We start from the raw sequence: 22,592 nt of genomic DNA on the forward strand, positions 1-22,592 counted from the left end.
TATAAAATCATTTTTATAAAATTGATTATTTCTTTTATATTTTCATCTTTTGAAAATAGAACATTCACTGTTTTAGTTTCAAAGTACATGTTTTACCATTACATAATTTTGAATATAATAATTTAATTTGTCAACATATTTTTTCATTCATCGTCCTTAATTCTAACTTTTTTATATTTTATTATTGATAAAATAAGTTGTTATATAACATTATTATGTAATCATAAATTAAAGTCATCGTTGCATGTCAATCTTATATTAGCTGAATATTGTGTAATGATCATTTTAAGATACTAGACAAATAAAAATTAAAAGCAAAATAATAATCTAAAAAACCGTAACTGAATTTCTGTAAAAATCCAGTTACGGCTCTCGCTTCTATTAGAATTTATAACTCATATTTTTTAATTTTAAATCTAATATTTACTTTTTAAATTTATTCGCAAGTCTTAGTACATATTTAATAATGTGTAATAAATTGATAAATAGGTTGAATCCCATTTCTCGTGGAGAATACTGACCACGTTTCATACGATTAAAATCATATATTGTATATAATAAGAATAATAGTAAGCCTACTACTGTAATGATTGTATGGAAAATTGGATTATGCACAAACATACCAATAATTCCAGCAACAATCAGAGCCACTAATGTTACAAATAAGTATTTACCCATTCCTGAAGCGTTATCGACAATGAAATAGCCAATTAAACCAAATGCGATAAAAGCACCTATTGCTAGTAACACATTCTTATAAAACACTTCTGGTCCTAAATTTTGCAAATAAGCTGTAAATGTAGCATAGGACAATAAGCCGACAATAATTGCATATATATGTGAAATTACCAATCCATATTTACGTGCACGATTCGTTAAAACTGTAAATAAAACTAAAACTAGCAAGACGATAGAGAGTGGTTTTCTCCATTCCATGGGTAAAAACTGCCCAAAATAGCAACCAATGCCAAAAATAATCCAATAATAAATAAAGAATAACCATACTTTACCATACGCATGAGAATTGGATTTATCCTGCTTTGATTTAGATTGTTTTTGATTAATTTGTTGTGTTGATTCAGCCAATCATTTCACTCCTTAGATGTTATAACATCTTACACATTAATTAGAATGTATTCCTCAACATATCTGATTAATGTGCTTAAATGTTGTTAAAGTTTTGTTTATATAAAATACATTACTTTCATTTTCACTATTCCACCTAAAATCAAACATTTTAACTATCAATTCCAAAAAGATGTTAACGTTAATTGAATTCCACACGTTTTCTAATGTTACAAAGTCATAAATTTTTAAATGAATTTCAAAACCAAAATTTCGTTTAAAGTCCATAACAAAAGTATTTATTAGGTTTATATCTCAATGTTCTAAAATGTTAATAATGTTACATCTCTATAACAATAGACACAAGTCACCTAATTTTTGTTAGTATGTAACATGAATTCAATTAAAGAAAATCAAACAGATATATTTAATTTAAAATGAGTTATTTATATAGGTGTGAGGAGGAGTTCTTTTGAAAAAGTTTGCATTTGCAGTCACTGCTGCTTCAGGTGCAGCAGCATTTATTGCTAACCATGAAGCTGAAGCATCAACACAGCATACAGTACAATCAGGTGAGTCACTATGGACAATCTCAGAACAATATGGTGTTTCAGTAGATGAGATTAAACAAAACAATAACCTCGATAACAACATGGTATTTCCGGGACAAGTTATCGAAATTGGTGGAAGTGGTCAAAGCTCAAGTTCAAACGCTTCTTCACAAACATCAGGTGGTTCTTCACATACAGTTAAATCTGGTGAATCATTAAATATCATTGCTAACAATTATGGTGTTTCAGTTGATGCATTAATGTCAGCGAACAATCTAAATGGTTATTTAATCCAACCTGGTCAATCACTTAAGATTCCAAATGGATCAAGTGTTGGTGGTTCAGGTGGTTCTGGTAACACTGCTACACAATCGCCTTCTACTGGTAATAATTCTGCTAGTGACGCTAATTTATATGATTGGGGTCAATGTACATGGCATGTATTTAACCGTAGAGCAGAAACTGGACAACCAATTAGTACATATTGGTGGAATGCTGATCACTGGGCTAACAATGCTGCAGCAGACGGCTACACAGTAAACAACACGCCAACTGCTGGTTCTATCATGCAAAATTACGAAGGTCCAATTGGTCACGTTGCATATGTTGAGCAAGTAAATCCTGATGGCAGTATTTTAATATCAGAAATGAATTATAATACACCTCCAGGTACAGTAGATTATCGTACAATTCCAGCATCTACTGCTTCTAGCTATAATTACATTCATTAAAAAGAGGAAGCATCTTAAACCTCTAACATTAATAAATAAGCGTCAATTTCTATAAGGTTTTTATAGAAATTGACGCTTTATTTTGTTTACTTACTTTATTTATATATATTTTAATCTCGACAATCATTTATGACAACTACATAGCATTAGTCGAACACTACAAGCAAAGGCAGCGCACAGAAATGCACACACAAAAACACTACCTACTACCAATAAAGTCCCTATTATGTTGGTAGTATAAAATATTTTAGGATGATACGATATAGCATCTTGATAATTTAGTATAGTAGTGTTTATTAAATATACGTAAGTGCTTTTTTTAAGTATTTCAATATAAAATTATATATGTGTACATTATATTTTGACGAGATGCTTGAAGGAACAGGACAAGCTGAAGACTATAGGTTGAAGCTCCGTTCCCAAGAATACGAACCAACAATACGAATTATGGAATAAAACAAAGAAGCACTCAGATGAATTGAATCATCCGAGTGCTGTTTTTCTAGTATTTATGTCATAGAATCTTTATCTTGTATTTATTTTAAAGTCATTCAGCTATTTATTACTCATTTTTGTTAATATTTATAAAACAATATTAATTACAAAATATATTAAAGCAGCTAATAATGCTGAAATAGGCAATGTAATTACCCAAGTCACAATCATACGTTGTGCTGTATTCCATTTCACACCTTTAATGCGGTTAGAAGAACCCACACCTAATATAGATGAAGACACAACATGTGTCGTTGAAAGTGGGAAATGTAGTGATGACGCAACAAAAATAGTTAAAGCAGAAGATAAATCCGCTGCTGCACCATTAGCTGGACGTATTTTCATTATATTTCCACCAACTGTTTTGATAATTTTCCAACCACCAACAGCTGTACCTAACCCCATTGCAGTAGCACAGGCAATCTTAACCCATAATTGAGGCTCAGTGCTTGTACCTGTTTGGATATTCGCAACTATAAGTGCTAAAGTAATAATCCCCATAGATTTTTGTGCATCATTTGTACCATGTGAAAATGATTGTAATGAAGCAGTGAAAATTTGGAAAAATCTAAAGTTACGATTCGTTTTCGTTAGATTTGCATTTTTGAAAACTACTTTAACAATTGAATACATAATAAAACCAACACAAAACGCAATAACTGGTGATAAAAGTAATACTATGATTATTTTTGTAAAGCCTTGATAATGTAGTACAGCAAATGTACCTTGAGAAGCAATTGCTGCACCAGCAATTGATCCAATTAATGCATGTGAAGAAGAACTAGGTATTCCAAAAAACCAAGTTACTAAATTCCAAATAATTGCTGCCATAATAGCAGCTAAAACCACAACTAGACCATTTTCTAATTTAAATGGGTCTACAATATCTTTTGTTATCGTACTTGCAACTCCAGTAAATGTTAACGCACCAATAAAGTTCATAACTGACGCCAAAATAATCGCAGTTCTAGGAGTTAATGCACGTGTTGAAACAGCAGTAGCGACGGCATTGGCTGTATCATGGAAACCATTGATAAAGTCAAATATCAAAGAAAAAATAACGATAGCTACTGTGATAATCAAAATATATTCCATAAGTTAGGACTCCTTAGCTATTTTTCATTATTATTGTTTCAAAGTTATTCGCTACAGCTTGACATTTATCGGCAATTTCTTCTAAACTTTCATAAATCTCTTTGATTTTAATAAGCGTGATAGGATCAGTTTCACTGTTAAAAATATGTTTAATTGACTGACGTAATATACCATCACAGTTAGTTTCAAATTCTTTAATATTAATAGAATGAATGCGCATGTGAGATAATTTTTTATCGACAAGTAAGCCTACTGCTAATTTCATTTCAGCAATAGCTTTTTGGATATTATCAACAAATTCAGCCATATATTCATCGGTATATTCTATAGAGTACATTTCAAACATTGCTGATGTTTCTTCTATTGCATCTAAAACATCATCAATAGCGTTACATAAAGAGAGGATATCCTCACGTTCAATAGGTGTAATGAATGTTTGGTTCAAATCCGAAATCACTTGATGCATGAGCTCGTCACCATGTGATTCGTAAGTTTTAATATTATCTGAGTATGCTTTAAGGTCTAAGTGTGTATTAAAATCCATTTTACCAAATTCAATTGCTGCACGGTCTAAGTTGAAAACCATTTCTTCAAGTTTCACCATGAACTTATCTTTTTTCTTGTTAAACATTCAAAAAATCCTCCATTTACAGTGACCAATATAATCACCTTCAATAAATTTAAAAAATTACATTCTTTTCTAGACAAATTAAGATTGGCAAGATTTACAATAGACCCATTACTGTTTTAATTTTATTAAAATTATGTAAATGAGTTTTTGCTTACTAGGTTTAAAAAATCTCACAAATGTTGATTTGTCCTTATTTGAAAATAGCACAATTTTAACAATCCTACAATTAAATTTACAAATTCTTAACATTACATTTTCGTTAAATTAATAATTTTGTGTATATTGATCTGCGAAATTTATAATTTTTCAAAAATGATTTTAAAATCTATAAATTCATATATCAAAACACACAATAGCAATATTTGCATAATTACTATTTTTAAGCAACAATTATTTTTCTATATATCAAACTTAAATTAGATACAATTAGTTCAAAAGAAAGTTGATTTTTTGAATTTGTAGATACTATCAAAATTTTATTCTGCGCTCTATTTCATCCTAAATAAAGTTAAATGTAGATATGTTTTATTTTAATTGCATCAAAGGTTGATAATAAAAAAAGACAATTTCTCCATAAAATTAGAAATTGCCTTCTTATCGTTCATCGCATCATTTATGCGTCAAACGTCGCTTTTTTAATGGTTATAGAGTTTTTTATACAATGTACATGAGCAATATCAATAATCAGATAACATGCTAACTATTTCATTTTGGTTTGGAAAAACAAATTGCACTTTCGTTCCATTATTAACTTCAGAATTGATATGAACAGTTATCCCTAATTTCTCTTTTACATTTTTCACCAAATATAAGCCAATTCCAGAAGATGTCGTTTCATTACGATTTTCCGTTGAAGTAAAACCTTTATCAAAAATTCTCGGCAAATCTTTTTTGCTGATTCCTCTACCTTCATCCTTAATTTCCAACGTCACATGGTTTTCGAGTAGTTTGCCGCTTACATGAATCGTGCTGTTTTCACTGTATTTAACAGCATTGGAAAGAATTTGTCTTATCATCATGCGACACCATTTCGTATCTGTATATACTTTATAATTGTCATCAAATTCAAGTTCAAAATCTATACCTTTCGCTTGGCTAATATATCTAGTGATTTGTATTTCGTCTATAACTAAACGTTTTAAGTAAACATTTTCATAATACATATCTTTATTTTGCGACTCTAATCGAGTCAGAAATAGATGTTTATCTAGCATGTCATTGATACGTGTCCATTCAAATAAGAGTGCACGTCTTCTATTATCATCGCTTTCTTTTTCAATTAATAATTTTAAAGCAGTGACAGGCGTCTTAATATCATGCACAAAATCTGTTAACGCAGCTTCCGTAGATTTGATTTGTTGTTTTTGCTTAGTCACTAAACTTTTTTGTGTCGTAATTTGATGATATAAATATGCTAACATTTCTTCTTGGAACGGAGTATCGGCCAATGATTTATGCTTTAACGCTTCGGGTTCTATATTATCATCTAAGTGCTTATAAAACTTAACTTCTTTTAAATATGTAAATAATAAGAAAATACAGCTTAACCCTATATTTAAAATAATTATATATAAAACACTATTTACATTTAAATCATAATCTAAAAAAGCAATACCTAAAAAGATGAATTGTAAAACAAGCAACCAAAATATCCAGTTTTTACGTGAACGCAGGAATAACCATACCCATTTCATACTATCCATGAGCCATATATCCCTTACCGATTTTCGTTTCAATTGCATCTTTCATATTAATATCTGCAAGCTTTTTTCTTAACCGATTCACATTGACTGTTAATGTATTATCGCTGACAAATGCTTCATCATCCCAAAGTGCAGTTATTAATGTATCTCTAGTAACAATCGTATCTTGTTTTTTCACTAACATCTCTAAAATAATCATTTCTGTTTTAGATAAATATATGACTTGATCGTCTTTATTAATACTATCCTTAGTAAGGTCGAGTGTCGCTTGTTGCCAAGTTATGACTCTTTTCTCATCTATACTAAATTGATAAACGCGTCTATAAATCGCTTGTAGTTTAGCAATTAAAATGTTTGTATTAAATGGTTTTTGAACATAGTCATCTGCGCCTAATTCCATGCTCATTACCTGATCCATTGGATTATCTCTTGAAGATAAAAATAAAATTGGTGTGTTTGATATTTCGCGAATCTTTCTCGTCCAGTAAAACCCATCATATTTGGGTAGCTTAACATCCATAATAACTATTGCCGGATCAACCGCTTTAAACTTCTCTATTACAAGATTAAAATCATCGATACCATTAACATTAAAGTCCCACTGTTCCAACTCTTCACTAAGTTCCTTAAATAAAGTCATATCATCTTCCACTAATAAAATTTCCATAAGCTCACCTCAATTATTTTGTATATTTTATATTTTCCCCGGAGTTAATTCGACCTTGGTAATGTTTAATGCGGCAATCAATTTCAAATCCTCGCATCATTAAATCTTGGAAAGGTGATTGCATTAAGTAATAAACAGGCCAAGTTAATTTAGGAATATAATCAAACAAATGAACGATGACTTGTTGTGTGTCTTTTAATTTGCGAAATTCTAATTTCCCTTGCTTTTTTAAATTAGGTTTTACAATTCTACCACTCACAAGATACAACGTAATGATATCTTTTTCAGTATTCTCTTTGCGCAGTACTAGTATAGGTTTGCGTTTGTTTTTCATGTACACAATGAAATTATCCCCTTGTTTTGCTGTATGCAACAATGTTCCTTTCGTTTCATCTAGCCACTTAAAATAATATGTTACCATTTGGCTTAATGTCCAATTCATCGGTAGTTGTATACTTAACGCACTTCTGACATCATCATATTTTGAAGTCTGTAACTCAACTGCTACGTGAGGGCGGGCGACTTCTGCCGTCGTTTCTTCTACTTCAGTACCGTATGCTGATAAACGCTGCTTCGTTTCAACATCGAAGCGACTACCACTAATATATATTATCTTACTCACACCTTGTTTGGCAGCAGCTCTCCCAAAATTATCTGCAGCTATCAAATTGATATCTCTAGCAGTTGCATGCGTCAGCTTAGCAGAATGCTTGGTTGGATCTAAATAAAATATTGCAATATCTATACCGTCCATAGCAATTAAAACATCATTATAGTTATAAATATCTTTTTCAAGCCAAATAATTTCTTGATATTCTTTTTCTTTTGGATACTTAGACAATGTATATAAGATTCCTTCATCTTTAATGGATTCAATTAGATATTTTCCTATATAACCTGTAACACCCGCAAGCAATATATTTGGTTTCATTATACGACATCCTTTATCATATATTTTTCTTGTTTTAAATATTCCCTAGTAAATTCATGTTAATGATGTTAAGTTATACTATAACTGAGTTTTAAAAATTAGAAATGAGGAGTGGACATATATGGTTCATCAAATTCGAGAAATTGGTATCAACGATATAGAACCTTTTATAAAACTATTAAGTACAATCTATGATGAATCTGATTATTTGATATACAATCCTGGTGAGTATGCGCCCTCTAATACGGATGCTATTGCAACCTTAGAACATTATATAACTTCTCCTTCTAATGCAATTTATATTGCAGAAAACAATGGCGAACTCGTAGGATTTGCAATTGTCACTACCGAAAGTTTCGAACGTACACGACATGAAGCACACTTTTCTATGGGAGTTATAAGGCATTATCGTGAAAAAGGATTAGGACAATCATTAATTAATTCCATAGAAGCTTGGTGCTTAAACCATGACATTCACCGTATTGAAGTTGAAGTAGTTCCCGAAAATACGACCGCTGTTGATTTATTTAAAAGTGCAAACTATCAAGTCGAAGGAGAACTTAAAGATAAATTGTTTATTGATCATCGATATTATAATAAATATATCATGGCAAAATTACTAATTTAATGATTTTAATGTAATAAATTAGTAAATAGTTCCTTATTTGCAGTTTAATCGTTTTTGGATAAATATCCAAATGACAACTTCGTCTTCATCTATATTTTAACAATTAAACCATTATTGAAGTGTATATGATACCAACCAAACCTAGCTTGCTTACACCTTTATATTATCACTTCCATATGTTCTGTATATCCTTCTATTTCAATTTCAATCGTTTAGTCAAAAGAACGACTAAGTTAAATCGAGTCTATACATTATTATTAAAAAAACACTTCCGTATGAATACATCTCATTTGCATTCAACGAAAGTGTTTTTTAATTTCCTTAAAACATTGATGTTATTTAAATCAAACATAGTTACATCATCGATATCTAATATGGGTTTAATTCAACTCCATTTGGATTCGCTTCTTCAGATTGATATTCCGTTTCAACGCCTGAAGAAGTTGTATTTCTGCTTAAAAACCTTAAGACGTCTTTCATATTTTGCTGTGATTCTGGCAATTCCATATGAAATTGATACTGATGTCTCAATTTATGAGAACCGTCATAAAATAATGTATCCACCGGTACGTCTGTTGACTTTAATTTTTTATAGAATTCAATATTCTGACTATAAAATGGGTCGGCATCGCCCACTGATAAAAATGTTGGCGGATAATCTTCTGTAACTTGATTGATGGTAGACATCTCACTTATATACTTAAATTGTTGTTCCCAATCTCGTTTTCCAGTATAGCTTTCCATAAAGAGCTGAATTCTTGGGAATTCTGTCGCTCTAACTGTCTTCATGTCATAAAAGCCACCAAAAAAGATAGCTGCTTTAAGCTGATCTGCTTCAAATTGTTGCTTAAAGTTCATATCCTCTCTTAAAGATTTATTCGTTTGTATTGCTGTATATTGGCTTGATAACTGCGCACCTGCGGAATCACCGCCAAAAATAACTTGATTGAAATCAATTGGTAACTCATGTTTATTTCTCTTAATAAAACTTACCGCTTGATCAATCTGTTGTAACTGGGTAGGATATTTAAAATCTGGTGCAAGTGCATAATTAATATTCACCACAATATATCCTTGTTCAGCAATTTTAGATAATAATGGGTTTTTATATTGTTTATCTCCCGCAATAAATCCTCCGCCATGCATCCAAAAAATGACTGGAAGTTTGTTATCTTGATCTAATTCATTTGGCGTTAATATATCAAGTCGACTATTGGGTGCCCCTTTTCCATATGTGATATTTGTAAAAGCATTCACATTTTTATTATTAATTTGAACTTTTTCGTTTACTCTACTCGAGTTTTGTCTATCATACTGTAGTTTTAAAAGTACTGCCATAACTACTACAACCGTGACTATGATAAACGTTGTGATAAGGGTCCATTTATGTTTTTTCTTCATAGATTACCTTTCCTTTCGGAAGCATTGTACCATAATAAATAAATTCACAATAGTATTACAAGGATAATAAACTAGAAAACTCAGCTTGCATACGTTAGCAAGCTGAGTTATATCATATATCAATTTACAATTTTTCACTTTTAAAAGTTAAGCAATAAATTTCTTGTTTTGTCGTTTTCTACTGTAATACTTAATAAGTACTCCAATAACAACAATAAGACCAACATATCCCATTATTGGATATAAATAGTTGATTAAACCTGCGAAACCTACAAAGCTTAAACCATAAGCCACAAGTACCATAACTATGATAAAGATATGATATTTTTTACTATACGGTTCTGTAAATCTCGCTGCAAATGAATACATTAAACCAAGAATTGTATTATACATTACTGCTAACATAATTACTGATAACACTAGTGCTATCCAAGGATTAATTGCATTTGCTAATGTTAACATCGGAATATCTGCATCTTTGATTTTTGGAAATTCAGACTGTAATGCAAAGTTAATTAACGCTAATAACACGGTATAAATAATACCACCAAATAGCGCACCAGCGCCTGAAACACGACGTCTTGAAGCATCGCCGCCTATAGCGACAATAGTACTGAATCCTACCGCAAATGCAAGACCACCATAGTTAATACCTTTAAGTATACCTAACCATAAGCTGTCACTTGGTACAGTTTCGTTAACTTTACCTAATGAAATACTACCATTGAAAAGATAGTAAGCAGCAATAATAACTACTAATATAATTAAGAATGGCGTAACAATACCTAAAGCTCGTACGATTTTATTAAAGTCCATCAATAGTGTGATATATATTGCAATTACCATTATCAATGCACCTAACCACGTTGGTACACCGAAACTTTCTTGAAATGTTGATCCTGCTCCAGCAATCATAGTAACTGAAATACCAAATAAGAAAAAGATTAGTAAGTAATCTACGATTTTACTGAACGCATTTCCAAATAAGTAGTCCAAAGTTGATTCATGGTTTTGTGCGTCAAACGCAGTACCAATTTTCGCAACTTGTCTACCAATAAATCCTAAAATTAGCCCAGAAAGTAAAACACCAATATATGACCATAAGCCATATGGCGAGAAGAATTGCATAACTTCCTGTCCTGTTGAAAAGCCAGCACCTACTACGATACCGACGTAAGCGAAACCAATTTTTATAGCTTCTTTATTCAACCCCATGTGATAAATAACCTCCTCATAGTTAACACATTTTGTAATTATAACGTACTGACTGTAATTTGCAACATGAGAAAATTAAGATTTGTACAATTCATTAAAATTAAACATAATAGTTAAGCAATATATTTCTTTTTAATCATTCATTTTATCTTTTAAAAATAAATCGTCAATTCCAAGATACACTATAAATATGAATAAATTCCAATAACTTTTTGCAAATTTATACATTTCTAAATTTCATAATAATTCAAAAATTATAATGAAAAATTTTTTGAAAAAATTTTCATTGCATCATCATCCACTATACCAAACAAATATAAAAAATAAATTTAAGTCTTATTTTCATTAATGTTATAACAATAAAACAAAGAAAACGGAGCAGAAACTTTACTGATTTAAAATAAATATCTGAACTATGCTCATGAAAAAGGCTGAGACAATCAATTTGTCTCAGCCTCAAAAAGTCATTTTCATATACAATTGTTTTCACATCAGAATTAAACACTATTCTATGATTTAACTGTCACTTACTCAAGTTAATGTGCATTTTTAAAACGATTAAGTTCATTGAAATCAACGACAACATTATCTAAACGTTTTGCTGTTTCTTTTAGTACATTACGCGCAACGCTATTTGTTGGATCTAGTTTAAGTATTTGACGAGAAATCTCTAATGCTTTTTTATCAGAAATGACTGGTTCAGGAACTGCATGTAATAACAACATCTGTAATAAGCTTTTTACTTCTTTGCCGTCAGTAAGTTTTATGGATGACTCTGCATGATAATATGCAGAATCTAAAGCACCTTGTAGTTCACTTAATGGATAAACGAGTAGTAGAAAAGCTAAGTCATGCATTTCTGCTGTTTCTTCAGTTTTCATCATATCTAAAATACACGTATAAAACATGATACTTTCCACTTCATGAGCGCTTGAGATATAAGCTTCTTCAAATTCCATAAAATCTGTCTGGGACATAAGACGGTATACTGATTCAAATTCGCCGTTTAAGACATGCTTTTGTATCAATTCTTTCATTGCAATGTCCTCCTAGATATCCAGATTTCTTTAACAGTTAAGTCTCATTTTACCATATCTTAATTATATATTCATATAAAAAAGAATATTTTTGTCAAGTTAATTGAAGCAGTTAGAACGACATACGCTATATATATCATTATAACTACTTGAAAGAGATCATTGATTAATACGTTGACTTAGCCAAATTTCGTATTCAACTCATCTAACACTTCATCTATAGTCTTTCCTACAGAAAGATTTACTGCTGCAGTAAAAGTACCTTCAACAATCGGGGCATCTATTTTTTCTAAACGATGCTCTCCCTCATACATCTCAATCGCTAAATCTGTATTCATTTCAGCAGAACCTATGTCATAAAAACATAATGCGTCGTCATCTATTTGATTCACCATTGTTTGGATATCATCATATGATGTGCCAATTTCACCATGCACACCACCTTGTGCAGTAATCTTAATATTCTCTCCTACCATTTGATTTACCAAAGCTTTTGTACCATCTGCTATCTCTTTACTATGGCTTACAATAATAATTTGTGTCATATTAATCAGCTCCTATTAATGCGTTTAAAATATATACACTGCTTTGTGCACCCGGGTCCACATGCCCTTTTGACGCTTCTTTAAAATAGGCTGCTCTACCTTTCGTTGCTTCTATATCCTTAGTTGCTTCTGCCAAAGATTGTAAATCTTCAAATGATAAAGTTTCACCATTATTTATCGCTTTGTTGGTACGTTCAATAACGTCATACATTGTCTTTTCATTTAACTCTACTTTCCCACGTTGCGCAACTGCCTCCGAAAATGTGTTAAGCATTGTTTTTAAATTCTCTTTATCAATTTCATCACCAACAACTTGAGACATTTTCACAAAACTAAATCCATAAAGTGGACCAGAAGCACCACCAATATTAGACATTAAAGTCATACCAGTAGATTTTAATAATGCAGACACAGAGCTATCATCTAGCTGGTCGGGTAAAGCTTTAAACCCTCTTAACATATTTACGCCATGATCACCGTCACCAATTGCTCTATCTAATTCTGTTAATAATGATTCTTTCTCTTCAAAGACATCAACTAAATTAAGCAATCTCTCTTTTAACTCTGACACATTCATTCCGCTTCACTTCCTAACCTATATTTTTTATTTAAGCATTAAAGTACGGGCTACTTGTCGGTGCAATCAATGCTTCATAAACTTGTTCCGTATATGGTAAAAATGTTATTGATAAACCTTCCATATCTAATGAAGTCATATAGTCTCCAACTAACCATAATTTTACGTCTTTTTGTTTATCTTCGAGTTGTTGTGCCACGTATTTTGTTGCAATATTTAGTTCAGATAAAGGTGTAGCTCCCATACCGTTTATCATCACAATAAGTCGTTCATCATCTATCTCTTTCAATAGTTCGGCAATCAATCGTTCAACGACTAAATCTACACTTTCAACTTTTTGGCGTGAGAGACCTTTTTCACCATGTATGCCGATACCAATCTCCATAGATTCATCATCTATATCAAAGCCATATTGACCTGTTGTTGGAACCAATGGTGGCGTTAAAGCCATACCTATTGATTTGATAGTTGGTAATAATTCATTTAATTTTTCTTTAATTTGCGATAGTGAGGCTCCGTTTTCTGCTAAATATCCAGCTATTTTATGCACAAATACTGTACCAGCAACGCCTCTACGTTGTGCTTCATCACTAACAGCAACATCGTCTTTGACCACAACGGTTTCTACTTGGATATCTTCCATTTCTGCCATTTCTTGTGCCATTTCAAAATTCATGACATCACCTGCATAGTTTTTAACAACAAGCAGTACACCATCTCCATTGTCCACAGCTTTAATCGCACTTAAAATTTTATCTGGCGTTGGAGATGTAAATACCTCACCACACACTGCAGCATCTAACATACCTTGCGCTACGTAACCTGCATGTGCTGGCTCATGACCACTGCCACCACCAGATACAATAGCTACGCCTTTTTCTTTTTTATGTTTACGTACAACCACCGTATCAGCAATTACTTCGACATTTTTATTTGAAATCGAAAGACCATCTAACATATCTGGTAAAAATTGTGTTTTATCTTTAATGAGCTTTTTCATATTGAGGACCTCCTGTTTTCACTATTCACTTATAGTATACCCTACACACAAATGTAAACGCTAACAACTCAAAGGGTTTATTTAAAAAAAGAGCGGGTTCTCAATCAATCTTTTTCAAAATTGATTCTAAAACCCGCCCATCTGTAAAGTTTTTCTTAAATGACTATCTAGTTATAACGAAATTTTATTGCATACTTATTTATTACACACAAACATTTAATGATTTCTATTTTCATATTTAAACTGATTTTGTTTTATACATTAAATATAAAAAATAAGGTGCGCCTATGATTGATACAACAATACCAGCTGGCATACCAGAAGGCTGTAATATCACTTGTCCGACAGTGTCTGCCAACACAAGTAAAAAGGCACCAATAAATATGGAAATTGGTAGAAACATTTGATGTCTCGGACCAACAATTGATTTAGCAATATGTGGACCTAACAAACCTATAAAACCAATAGCTCCTGCCACGGATACTGCAGCTGACGACAGAACTACTGCTATTAACAATAATACAATTCGTTCTCTACCAATTTTCACACCTACACCTTGAGCAATATGTTGATGAGTATTTAATACATTTAAAACATTCGCTTTTAATAATAAAAACGGTATCAGTACAATGACCCAAGGTAAAAAGGCAATTACAAACGCCCATTCATCGCCCCAAATATTACCCGCAAGCCATGAAGCAATAAACTCTGATTGATCTTCGTCAAATGTTGACATTAACGTCAAGGACCCACCACTTAAAGCAGTAGCCATACCCACGCCTACTAACACCATACTTGCTGGTGTGATACCTTCTCCTTTATTATAACTAAATGAAAAAATAACTAGCGCAGTCAGTATACCACCGATCATACTTATAATTGGTAATACATATACAAAATTATCTGCATTCACTTGACCAACTACAATAAATAGTGCTATAGCAAACCCACTTCCTGCATTTATACCTAAAATACCAGGTTCCGCTAAAGGGTTTTTAGTTACACTTTGTATGATAGCTCCGCTCATTGCTAAAGCAGCACCAGCTAAAATAGTAATAACCATTCTCGGAAATCTAAATTCCATAAGTATGAGTGTGTCGGTATATTCACCTTGACCTATAAGCGTTTTAAAAAAAGTACCTATAGACATCTTATATTCACCTGAAGTCATACTCCAAGCACATGCAAATACCACCAATATTATAAGAATAATCATGGTAATGAACTGTTTATATCTTAATTTTGGGTCTATCATGAAAAGCGTCCTCCTCGTTTAACCAAATACAAGAAGTAAGGTACGCCAATAAATGAAATGATTGCACCTACTGGAGCTTCACCTAACATGCGCGCTACCGTATCAGCAACGAGTAGCAATAACCCGCCAATAACAGCAGTTAATGGCAGAACACGAGCGTAGTCTGTACCAACTAAATAACGTACAATATGTGGAACCATTAGTCCTACAAATGCTATTTGACCCACCATTGCTACGGCAATACCTGCCATAACCATAGATATAATCAAAGCAATTGCACGTGTTAAAGCAACATTTTGTCCCAATCCAATTGCTAAAGTTTCACCTAAATTTAAAATAGTTAGATGTTTACTCATCGCAATAATGATAACTAATGCAATAATAATAAATGGTGCTGCCCAAACAAGCTGCCTCCAAGTCGTACCAGAAACTCCACCAGCGCTCCAAAACGTTAAACTTTGATTTAATCTAAACAATAACGCTACACCTTGACTTAAGGCTGTTAGCAAAGCACTTACGGCAGCTCCGGCCAGTATAATTCTCATCGGATTAAAGCCATCACTTCTTGACCTACCAATCATCAATACAATAAATCCACCCATGATTGCTCCAATAAATCCTGCAATCATAAGCACTATAAATGGTGCTGTTGGATAAAATGCAAAAGTTAGCGCTAACATAAATGAAGCGCCTGAATTTAATCCGATTAAACTCGGATCTGCTAAACCATTTTTAGTAACGCCTTGAATGACTGCACCTGAAGTCGCTAATGCTACACCTACAAGCATTGCTCCTATATCTCTTGGTATACGTATTTCACTAATAATATTATGTTGTTGATTCTTATTATCATAATTAAATATCGCATCAAATATTGTAGAAATGTGAATTTTAGCATCTCCAATCAATATTGATACCGTCAAAGCAATGACTAATAGAACCAAACTAATTATTAATGTTGTTGTGAAGCTTAATTTTCCCTTTTTTTGCGTAGCCATGATTACACCTAAATTTCTGAATAGCTTTTTCTACATAAATCATAGGTAACTAGCATAGGTTTCCCTGTTCTAGGGTCTGTACTAATCTCTACATCTATATTGAATACTTTTTCTAAGTTTTCTTTGGTTAAAACATCTTCTGTACCTCCAGCAGCAACAATGTCTCCTTGTTTCATCGTAATCAGATGATCTGAGAATCGAACTGCTTGATTAATATCATGCAACACCATAATAATAGTACAACCTTGTTCTTGATTTAATTGGGTAATTAATTCTAAAATTTCTAATTGATGTGAAATATCTAAATATGTTGTAGGCTCATCCAAGAAAATAATATCCGTTCTTTGAGCCAATGCCATCGCAATCCATACTCTTTGACGTTGACCACCACTCAAATCGTTGATAGAACGTAATCGGAATTCATAAGTACCTGTTACATTCATGGCCCAATCAATTTCCTTTTTATCTTCCGCAGAAAGTCTCCCAAATCCTTTTTGATGTGGAAAGCGACCATATGAAACAAGCTCTCCAACCGTAAGTCCATCGGCCACTTCTGGAGATTGTGGTAAAATCGCAATTTTTTTGGCAACTTCTTTTGTTGATTGTGTATGCAGATTTTCACCATCTAATTTAATTTCGCCATCTTTAATCGGTAAAAGACGTGACAATGCTTTTAGTAATGTAGACTTTCCACAACCATTGGGTCCTATAATAGATGTGATTTTACCAGTCGGAATATGAACATCTAAATTATCTACAATAACATTATCCCCATAACCTATCGTAACTTGTTCTCCTTCTAATCGAGTCATAATTTCCCTTCTTCCTAATACAAAATGTACCAAAAACAATCTATATCTATGTCATTTTTATTCTAATTTGTCCTTTAAATGATAATCATTATCACAGATGATATTATATCATTTTTTAGATATGATGACTAATAAATGTTTTATGATAGCAAGCAAAATGTATGGTTTATGAATATATTTTAAATTGCCATACAGTTTTTTAGCAATATAAGAAAATTCTTAGTTATCGGATTATTGTAGCGATACTCAAATTAAAACCTTGATGTAGGATCTAATCCATACACCAAGGTTTTAATTAGCATTTTTTCATTTTTAATGTTCATCAATTAAGAAACCATTACCATAAACATCACGAACATCATGAATCACTAAGAATGCTTCGTTATCAATGCGTTTGATTAAACGTTTCGCTTTACTAACTTGCGTTTTAGTAATAACAACATACAATATGTCTTTTTCTTGTTTAGAGAAATAGCCTCTCCCATTTAAAATTGTCAACCCACGTCCTACCTGTTCATCAATCACTTTAGCTATTTCATCTGGTTTACTAGAAATAATCGTCATTGCTTTTTTCGTATTTAAACCTTCTATGACATAATCCATTACTTTTGTACCGATATAAAGTGAGATTACTGTAACCAACGCACTCGGAACAGGAATTACTGTTAATGAAATTGCAACAACAATTAAATCAAAGAACAACAGTGCATAAGGTGTACTAACATCTAAATATTTATTAGCAATTCTAGCTAAAATCGTTGTTCCTGCAGTTGTCCCTCCAGCAAGTACGATAATACCAATACCTAGACCTACAGACATGCCACCAAATACTGCATTAACTAAAATATTACCTGTCTCAATTTTCCAACTCACTGTTAATTCTAAAAATAGTGAGATTAATATTGTCGCTATTATCGTTAAATACATACTTCTCTTACTTAGAAACTTGTAACCTATAGCGATAAGTACTGCATTAAATACAAAGTTTGTTACACCAGGAGATATGTGAAAGGCATAATAAAGTACGATAGCTATACCGGTCACGCCTCCCTCGCCTAAATCAGCAGATATGATAAAAGTATTAACGCCTGCTGAAAATATAAATGACCCAATTATAACGAATAACAAATCTCGTACTGTTTTATTCACCCACATGACCCCCTCATATTAACTTCAATCAATTGAATATTAGCAAACTATCGAACATACCACAACAATATTTGAAAAAAATTCTGAATCACTTACTTGTAAAACCTTGATATTATAACATTTCTTTTTATTACACTTTTAAAAGTTCAAAAATTCTGAATTTTCGGTTTACTTATACACTTTCCTTTGCTATAATAAAATTTATCTTCTTATTGATTGCCAATAAGAAGCCATCTCCTTTGTGTTGTTTATAGTAACATACAAAACAATTTTTGCTCGAGTATATTTTTAGTACCTAGTCCTTACTATTAATATACAATTAATTCATTTCCCGTATAAGCCAAGTAATATTGCATGTGTCTCCTCACGTCAATTACTTGGCTTTATTTTTTATTTTAAAATCATCATAATACATATACGAACAAGCATTAATATAAAAAAGGAGCGTTATTGACATCAATAATCAATTGATTTCTCACGCTCCTTTTTTTACCGTCTATTGATATCAACTAAGTAATTAATACAACTTTTACTTCAAGACGATCGATTATAAATTCACTGTATTTAATTTTCTTACATGATTGATAGACCTAGACAATTATTTCGACATATATCATCTATAAGTGAGTCATTCACTTACAACCCATCATTACCAAGCAAACAAACCAACAAATCCAGCTGTCATTAACGATACTAAAATTCCTGCAAGCAACATCATTGGAACATATTGCGAAACAAAATCAGATGTTTTCTTATCTACAATGCCTTTCAATGTTCCAATAATCATCCCTATTGTTGAGAAGTTCGCAAACGATACTAAAAATGTTGCAATAACTGCACGTCTGTGTGGTGAGTATGAATCAATAACATCTTTAATTTGACCCATCACCACAAATTCGTTTGTCACAATTTTTTTCGCCATTTGTTGTGCCACTATCCATGCCTCATCAAACGGTAATCCTAGTAATAAAGCAAATGGATACATAAAAGTACCGAGAATTTGATCTAGGCCAAAGCTTCCTTTTATACCAGCCCAACCACCGATAATACCTGTGATTAAATTAATAAAACGGTCAATTAAATCAGAAAGTGCAACAAAACTGATAACAAAAGCAATGATGATTAAAATCAATTTGCCTGCATTTAATACTGAATCTCCTAAAAATGAGAAAAACGGCTGTTTTTCAATTTCTTCATTACGGATACTATAAATAATATCTTCTTTTTCTTCCACAGAAACAGGATTTAAAATAGAAGAAACTATAATTGCATTAATGATATTTAATGGAATAGCAGTTAGCACTAAGTCACCTGGTATCATCGATACATACGCGCCAACAATTGCACCAGATATCGAACTCATGGACATCATTGCCACTGTTAACACACGTGTTTCTTTCATGCGTTTCAATTGTTCATTTGAAACTGCTAATGCTTCTGTATTACCTAAAAACATCATTTCTATACCAAAGAAAGATTCGAATTTTGGCTGACGTGTAATTTTAGCTAAAGCCCAACCAATACCACCTATAACTTTGGGTAAAATATTAAAATACATCAAAATATCAAAAAGTGGTACCACTAATAGAATTGGAAATAGCGCACTCACAGCCATATCCATCATTTCTGTATTTGTCCAACTGGCAAAAGCAAATCCCGTACCTACATGTGCAGAATCAATAACCCATGATATACCATTTGCCAATAATTGAACCGCTAATTTCCCCCAAGGGAAATACATAAAGAACCATGCTAAGAATAAGTTAATTACGACTAAAATGCCAATAGATTTCCACTGGATATCTGATTTCTTTCTGGAAAAAAGTACAGCAATACCTAAAAACACAATTAACCCAATAATATTAATAAGTAAAAACATCATACACCCACCATTTCTTATTGAATAAATAACTACTTGAATATTTAAAAGCAACACTCGATTATGTATAAGAATTATTAAGATGAGTATATCTGCTCTCGCTCATTAAGTTAATTATCAATTTTAATTATATAGCAGCGAATATACTCATCTTAAATTTTGTAATCCATTTATTTAATTTCATTCTTGATAAAAATCTATCATTCCCCAAATGATTGTCACTTATGAATTCACAATAATTATACCATGTATGTACATTATATAAAATAAAAATTTTATGGTTCGTTTATAGTCAAAAAATATATTTATCCAGCATCCAATCATACGTGTTTTCAATATTACTTCGTTAAATTTTGTGTATGAACAAATTGTTGATATTTTTCATGATTACCAATCAAATCCTGATGAGTGCCTATGCCTGTCACACTACCGTTATCAATAAAAATAATTTGTTCAGCTTTTTTAATTGTAGATAGTCTGTGGGCAATCACGATTGTTGTTCTGTTTTCCATCAATTCTTCTAAAGCATCTTGAATCTTTCGCTCACTTTCGCTGTCTAAGTTAGCGGTTGCCTCATCCAATAATAAGATATCTGGATTTTTAACAAAACTTCTGGCAATATCTATACGTTGACGTTGGCCACCTGACAATTTCAAACCTCGCTCGCCAACAATTGTGTCATATCCATCTTCAAACGCTATAATAAATTCGTGACAATTTGCTAATTTTGCATAGTAAATTAATTCTTCGTTTGAGACTTCACGATTAATGCCATATAAAATGTTGTCTCTGATTGAGCCATTCATCATTGAATTAGATTGCATGACATAACCTATTTTCTCACGCCAATGACCTAGATCTATATCATAAATCGATTGGTCGCCATAAGTGATATCACCTTGTTCTATGTCATACATTCGTTCAATAATATTGAAAATTGTGCTCTTACCTGAACCAGAAGGTCCTACAAAAGCAGTAATACTACCAGATGGTATATCAAAACTCACATTTGTAAGAATTGGTTTATTACCGTATTTAAAATGTACATTTTCAAATGTTAAATTACCATCAATCATTGGTTTTGCTTGTTCTATTTCAAAAACTTCAGTAGGTTCTTCCATGATTTCATATATACGACTACTTGCCCCTACAGCCTTTTTATAATCTGTAACCAAAGTTGATAAATTAATGATAGGTTGCGTAAGTTGAATAACATAAAAAATCATTGCAATTAAGGTTCCTGCTGTGATTGCTCCAGTAGAAATTCGAATTGCACCAAAACCTAAGATAACTGCAATCGTTAAAAGCATAATTACACCAGATATAGGTTGTATAATAGCTGTAATCTTAGCTTGCTTTAGTCCTAAAAAGTATATTTCTTGTAAATTCTTATGCGCATTATTTAACTCAATTTTTTCAGTACGTGAAACTTTAACTAAGCGCATTTCTGTTAATACACGACCTAGTAAGCCACTGAAATTCGCAATCTCTGCCTGTGTTTTTTTAGAAATATTTTGCATGATTTTACCTAATGGAATCATAATTAATACAAATATAGGTATCGTGATAAAAGTCAGCAAAGTCATTTGCCAATCCATCACAAATAACATTATTAAAGAGCCGATAATAGTCAATACTGAAGGCAATAAGTTGGGCAATTTTTGTGAAATAAATTCATTGATTACTTTTGTATCGTCTGTCAAACGACTCATCAATTGTCCACTTTCATTTTTATCAAAAAATGGCATTTTTAAGTGAATGATGTGTTTCCATAAAACGGATCGAATTGCATAAATGATTTTCTCACCAATTTTACTCAATAAATACAGTCCTATACCGCTAAGCAACGCATTCATAATAAATATAGAAATAAATGCTATGATAAACATCCAATTAATATTTTCAAAAGAAAATTTATCTACGAGCTTACCTGTAAAAAAAGGAACTACTAGTCCTGTAATACTACCTAATGAAGAAATTAAAACAGCTATGATAATCAGTCCAACAGGCCATGATAATTTTTTAAATAAGTAGAATAATGGATTCTCTTGATTCATATCTAAATTACCTCTTCTAAAAATATTTTAAATTACCTCTTACTTACATTAATTTTGAGCAGATTAATTTTAAAGTATTAAATTAAATTAATTTCAATTTATTTTATCATGTTTTACACAATAATTTTCAATAAATTAGTTATAAAAAATATTCTTCTGTTTAATATTTT

General features: G+C 31.7%; 20 protein-coding genes. 2 read left to right on the forward strand and 18 right to left on the reverse strand.

All coding sequences use genetic code 11. From position 1 onward, the window contains the following. Positions 1-423: 423 nt before the first annotated feature. Entirely contained in the window at positions 424-1,086 is a 663-nt protein-coding gene (locus KA833_RS04305; RefSeq protein WP_046207341.1) for a Bax inhibitor-1/YccA family protein, read from the reverse strand. A gap of 451 nt (positions 1,087-1,537) precedes the next feature. Here KA833_RS04305 and KA833_RS04310 point away from each other — a divergent pair, with 451 nt between their 5' ends. Then, the gene (locus KA833_RS04310) at positions 1,538-2,347 is read left to right on the forward strand and encodes a LysM peptidoglycan-binding domain-containing protein (RefSeq protein ID WP_046207340.1); all 810 of its coding nucleotides are present in this window, start codon (positions 1,538-1,540) and stop codon (positions 2,345-2,347) included. Positions 2,348-2,929: 582 nt separating this feature from the next. Here the strand turns inward: KA833_RS04310 and KA833_RS04315 are convergent. The 5 genes from KA833_RS04315 to KA833_RS04335 form a co-directional block, all read right to left on the reverse strand. Further along, a complete protein-coding gene (locus KA833_RS04315) occupies positions 2,930-3,937 on the reverse strand; it encodes an inorganic phosphate transporter (protein ID WP_046207339.1) in 1,008 nt (335 codons plus the stop codon). 13 nt (positions 3,938-3,950) lie between these two features. Then, positions 3,951-4,568 carry a DUF47 domain-containing protein gene (locus tag KA833_RS04320; RefSeq protein WP_019468170.1) on the reverse strand — a complete coding sequence of 206 codons (618 nt, stop codon included), beginning with the start codon at positions 4,566-4,568 and terminating at the stop codon, positions 3,951-3,953. A 677-nt stretch (positions 4,569-5,245) separates the two neighbouring features. Then, the gene (locus KA833_RS04325) at positions 5,246-6,271 is read right to left on the reverse strand and encodes a sensor histidine kinase (RefSeq protein WP_046207338.1); all 1,026 of its coding nucleotides are present in this window, start codon (positions 6,269-6,271) and stop codon (positions 5,246-5,248) included. After that, on the reverse strand, positions 6,264-6,938 hold the full coding sequence (locus KA833_RS04330) for a response regulator transcription factor (protein WP_046207337.1): 675 nt from the start codon (positions 6,936-6,938) through the stop codon (positions 6,264-6,266). Before KA833_RS04330 ends, KA833_RS04325 begins: the two co-directional genes overlap by 8 nt. 13 nt (positions 6,939-6,951) lie before the next feature. After that, a complete protein-coding gene (locus KA833_RS04335; RefSeq protein ID WP_210128511.1) occupies positions 6,952-7,869 on the reverse strand; it encodes an NAD-dependent epimerase/dehydratase family protein in 918 nt (305 codons plus the stop codon). 121 nt (positions 7,870-7,990) lie between these two features. On the opposite strand from KA833_RS04335, the gene KA833_RS04340 reads away from it, so the two are divergent. Beyond that, a complete protein-coding gene (locus tag KA833_RS04340; RefSeq protein ID WP_046207335.1) occupies positions 7,991-8,497 on the forward strand; it encodes a GNAT family N-acetyltransferase in 507 nt (168 codons plus the stop codon). Between the two features lie 369 nt (positions 8,498-8,866). Here the strand turns inward: KA833_RS04340 and KA833_RS04345 are convergent, their stop codons facing one another. From KA833_RS04345 to KA833_RS04400, 12 genes are all read right to left on the reverse strand, one after another. After that, complete coding sequence (locus KA833_RS04345) at positions 8,867-9,898, reverse strand: alpha/beta hydrolase (protein WP_070038992.1); 1,032 nt, start codon at positions 9,896-9,898, stop codon at positions 8,867-8,869. A 147-nt stretch (positions 9,899-10,045) separates the two neighbouring features. Next, the gene (locus tag KA833_RS04350) at positions 10,046-11,113 is read right to left on the reverse strand and encodes a YkvI family membrane protein (RefSeq protein WP_064209560.1); all 1,068 of its coding nucleotides are present in this window, start codon (positions 11,111-11,113) and stop codon (positions 10,046-10,048) included. Between the two features lie 536 nt (positions 11,114-11,649). Then, positions 11,650-12,150: a hypothetical protein gene (locus tag KA833_RS04355; protein ID WP_046207332.1), complete on the reverse strand. Its 501-nt coding sequence runs from the start codon at positions 12,148-12,150 to the stop codon at positions 11,650-11,652. 179 nt (positions 12,151-12,329) lie between these two features. Beyond that, positions 12,330-12,695, reverse strand: coding sequence for a dihydroxyacetone kinase phosphoryl donor subunit DhaM (gene dhaM / locus KA833_RS04360; protein WP_204180173.1), 366 nt, complete (start codon positions 12,693-12,695; stop codon positions 12,330-12,332). 1 nt (position 12,696) lies between these two features. Then, positions 12,697-13,272, reverse strand: a complete 576-nt coding sequence (gene dhaL, locus KA833_RS04365) for a dihydroxyacetone kinase subunit DhaL (protein WP_070657597.1) — start codon at positions 13,270-13,272, stop codon at positions 12,697-12,699. 31 nt (positions 13,273-13,303) lie between these two features. Next, positions 13,304-14,272 carry a dihydroxyacetone kinase subunit DhaK gene (gene dhaK / locus KA833_RS04370; RefSeq protein WP_192946102.1) on the reverse strand — a complete coding sequence of 323 codons (969 nt, stop codon included), beginning with the start codon at positions 14,270-14,272 and terminating at the stop codon, positions 13,304-13,306. 238 nt (positions 14,273-14,510) lie between these two features. Next, a complete protein-coding gene (locus KA833_RS04375; protein WP_210128510.1) occupies positions 14,511-15,527 on the reverse strand; it encodes a FecCD family ABC transporter permease in 1,017 nt (338 codons plus the stop codon). Continuing rightward, a complete protein-coding gene (locus KA833_RS04380) occupies positions 15,524-16,525 on the reverse strand; it encodes a FecCD family ABC transporter permease (protein WP_210128509.1) in 1,002 nt (333 codons plus the stop codon). Before KA833_RS04380 ends, KA833_RS04375 begins: the two co-directional genes overlap by 4 nt. Before the next feature lie 8 nt (positions 16,526-16,533). Further along, the gene (locus tag KA833_RS04385) at positions 16,534-17,337 is read right to left on the reverse strand and encodes an ABC transporter ATP-binding protein (protein WP_046207326.1); all 804 of its coding nucleotides are present in this window, start codon (positions 17,335-17,337) and stop codon (positions 16,534-16,536) included. A 312-nt stretch (positions 17,338-17,649) separates the two neighbouring features. Next, the gene (locus KA833_RS04390; RefSeq protein ID WP_046207325.1) at positions 17,650-18,486 is read right to left on the reverse strand and encodes a YitT family protein; all 837 of its coding nucleotides are present in this window, start codon (positions 18,484-18,486) and stop codon (positions 17,650-17,652) included. Positions 18,487-19,135: 649 nt separating this feature from the next. After that, positions 19,136-20,365, reverse strand: a complete 1,230-nt coding sequence (locus tag KA833_RS04395; RefSeq protein WP_070657593.1) for a NupC/NupG family nucleoside CNT transporter — start codon at positions 20,363-20,365, stop codon at positions 19,136-19,138. A gap of 338 nt (positions 20,366-20,703) precedes the next feature. Beyond that, positions 20,704-22,422, reverse strand: coding sequence for an ABC transporter ATP-binding protein (locus KA833_RS04400; RefSeq protein WP_192947774.1), 1,719 nt, complete (start codon positions 22,420-22,422; stop codon positions 20,704-20,706). Positions 22,423-22,592 lie beyond the last annotated feature (170 nt).

The organism is Staphylococcus sp. GDY8P67P (assembly GCF_017892545.1).
Lineage (GTDB): Bacteria > Bacillota > Bacilli > Staphylococcales > Staphylococcaceae > Staphylococcus > Staphylococcus ureilyticus.

Excerpts from the sequence above, each read along its gene's own strand:
- KA833_RS04315 (WP_046207339.1), bottom strand. The coding sequence starts at position 3,937 with ATGGAATATATTTTGATTATCACAGTAGCTATCGTTATTTTTTCTTTG.
- KA833_RS04385 (WP_046207326.1), bottom strand. The coding sequence starts at position 17,337 with ATGACTCGATTAGAAGGAGAACAAGTTACGATAGGTTATGGGGATAAT.
- dhaL (WP_070657597.1), bottom strand. The coding sequence starts at position 13,272 with ATGAATGTGTCAGAGTTAAAAGAGAGATTGCTTAATTTAGTTGATGTC.
- KA833_RS04320 (WP_019468170.1), bottom strand. The coding sequence starts at position 4,568 with ATGTTTAACAAGAAAAAAGATAAGTTCATGGTGAAACTTGAAGAAATG.
- KA833_RS04395 (WP_070657593.1), bottom strand. The coding sequence starts at position 20,365 with ATGTTTTTACTTATTAATATTATTGGGTTAATTGTGTTTTTAGGTATT.
- KA833_RS04400 (WP_192947774.1), bottom strand. The coding sequence starts at position 22,422 with ATGAATCAAGAGAATCCATTATTCTACTTATTTAAAAAATTATCATGG.
- KA833_RS04340 (WP_046207335.1), top strand. The coding sequence starts at position 7,991 with ATGGTTCATCAAATTCGAGAAATTGGTATCAACGATATAGAACCTTTT.
- KA833_RS04355 (WP_046207332.1), bottom strand. The coding sequence starts at position 12,150 with ATGAAAGAATTGATACAAAAGCATGTCTTAAACGGCGAATTTGAATCA.
- KA833_RS04375 (WP_210128510.1), bottom strand. The coding sequence starts at position 15,527 with ATGATAGACCCAAAATTAAGATATAAACAGTTCATTACCATGATTATT.
- KA833_RS04345 (WP_070038992.1), bottom strand. The coding sequence starts at position 9,898 with ATGAAGAAAAAACATAAATGGACCCTTATCACAACGTTTATCATAGTC.
- dhaK (WP_192946102.1), bottom strand. The coding sequence starts at position 14,272 with ATGAAAAAGCTCATTAAAGATAAAACACAATTTTTACCAGATATGTTA.
- dhaM (WP_204180173.1), bottom strand. The coding sequence starts at position 12,695 with ATGACACAAATTATTATTGTAAGCCATAGTAAAGAGATAGCAGATGGT.
- KA833_RS04350 (WP_064209560.1), bottom strand. The coding sequence starts at position 11,113 with ATGGGGTTGAATAAAGAAGCTATAAAAATTGGTTTCGCTTACGTCGGT.
- KA833_RS04380 (WP_210128509.1), bottom strand. The coding sequence starts at position 16,525 with ATGGCTACGCAAAAAAAGGGAAAATTAAGCTTCACAACAACATTAATA.
- KA833_RS04330 (WP_046207337.1), bottom strand. The coding sequence starts at position 6,938 with ATGGAAATTTTATTAGTGGAAGATGATATGACTTTATTTAAGGAACTT.
- KA833_RS04325 (WP_046207338.1), bottom strand. The coding sequence starts at position 6,271 with ATGGATAGTATGAAATGGGTATGGTTATTCCTGCGTTCACGTAAAAAC.
- KA833_RS04335 (WP_210128511.1), bottom strand. The coding sequence starts at position 7,869 with ATGAAACCAAATATATTGCTTGCGGGTGTTACAGGTTATATAGGAAAA.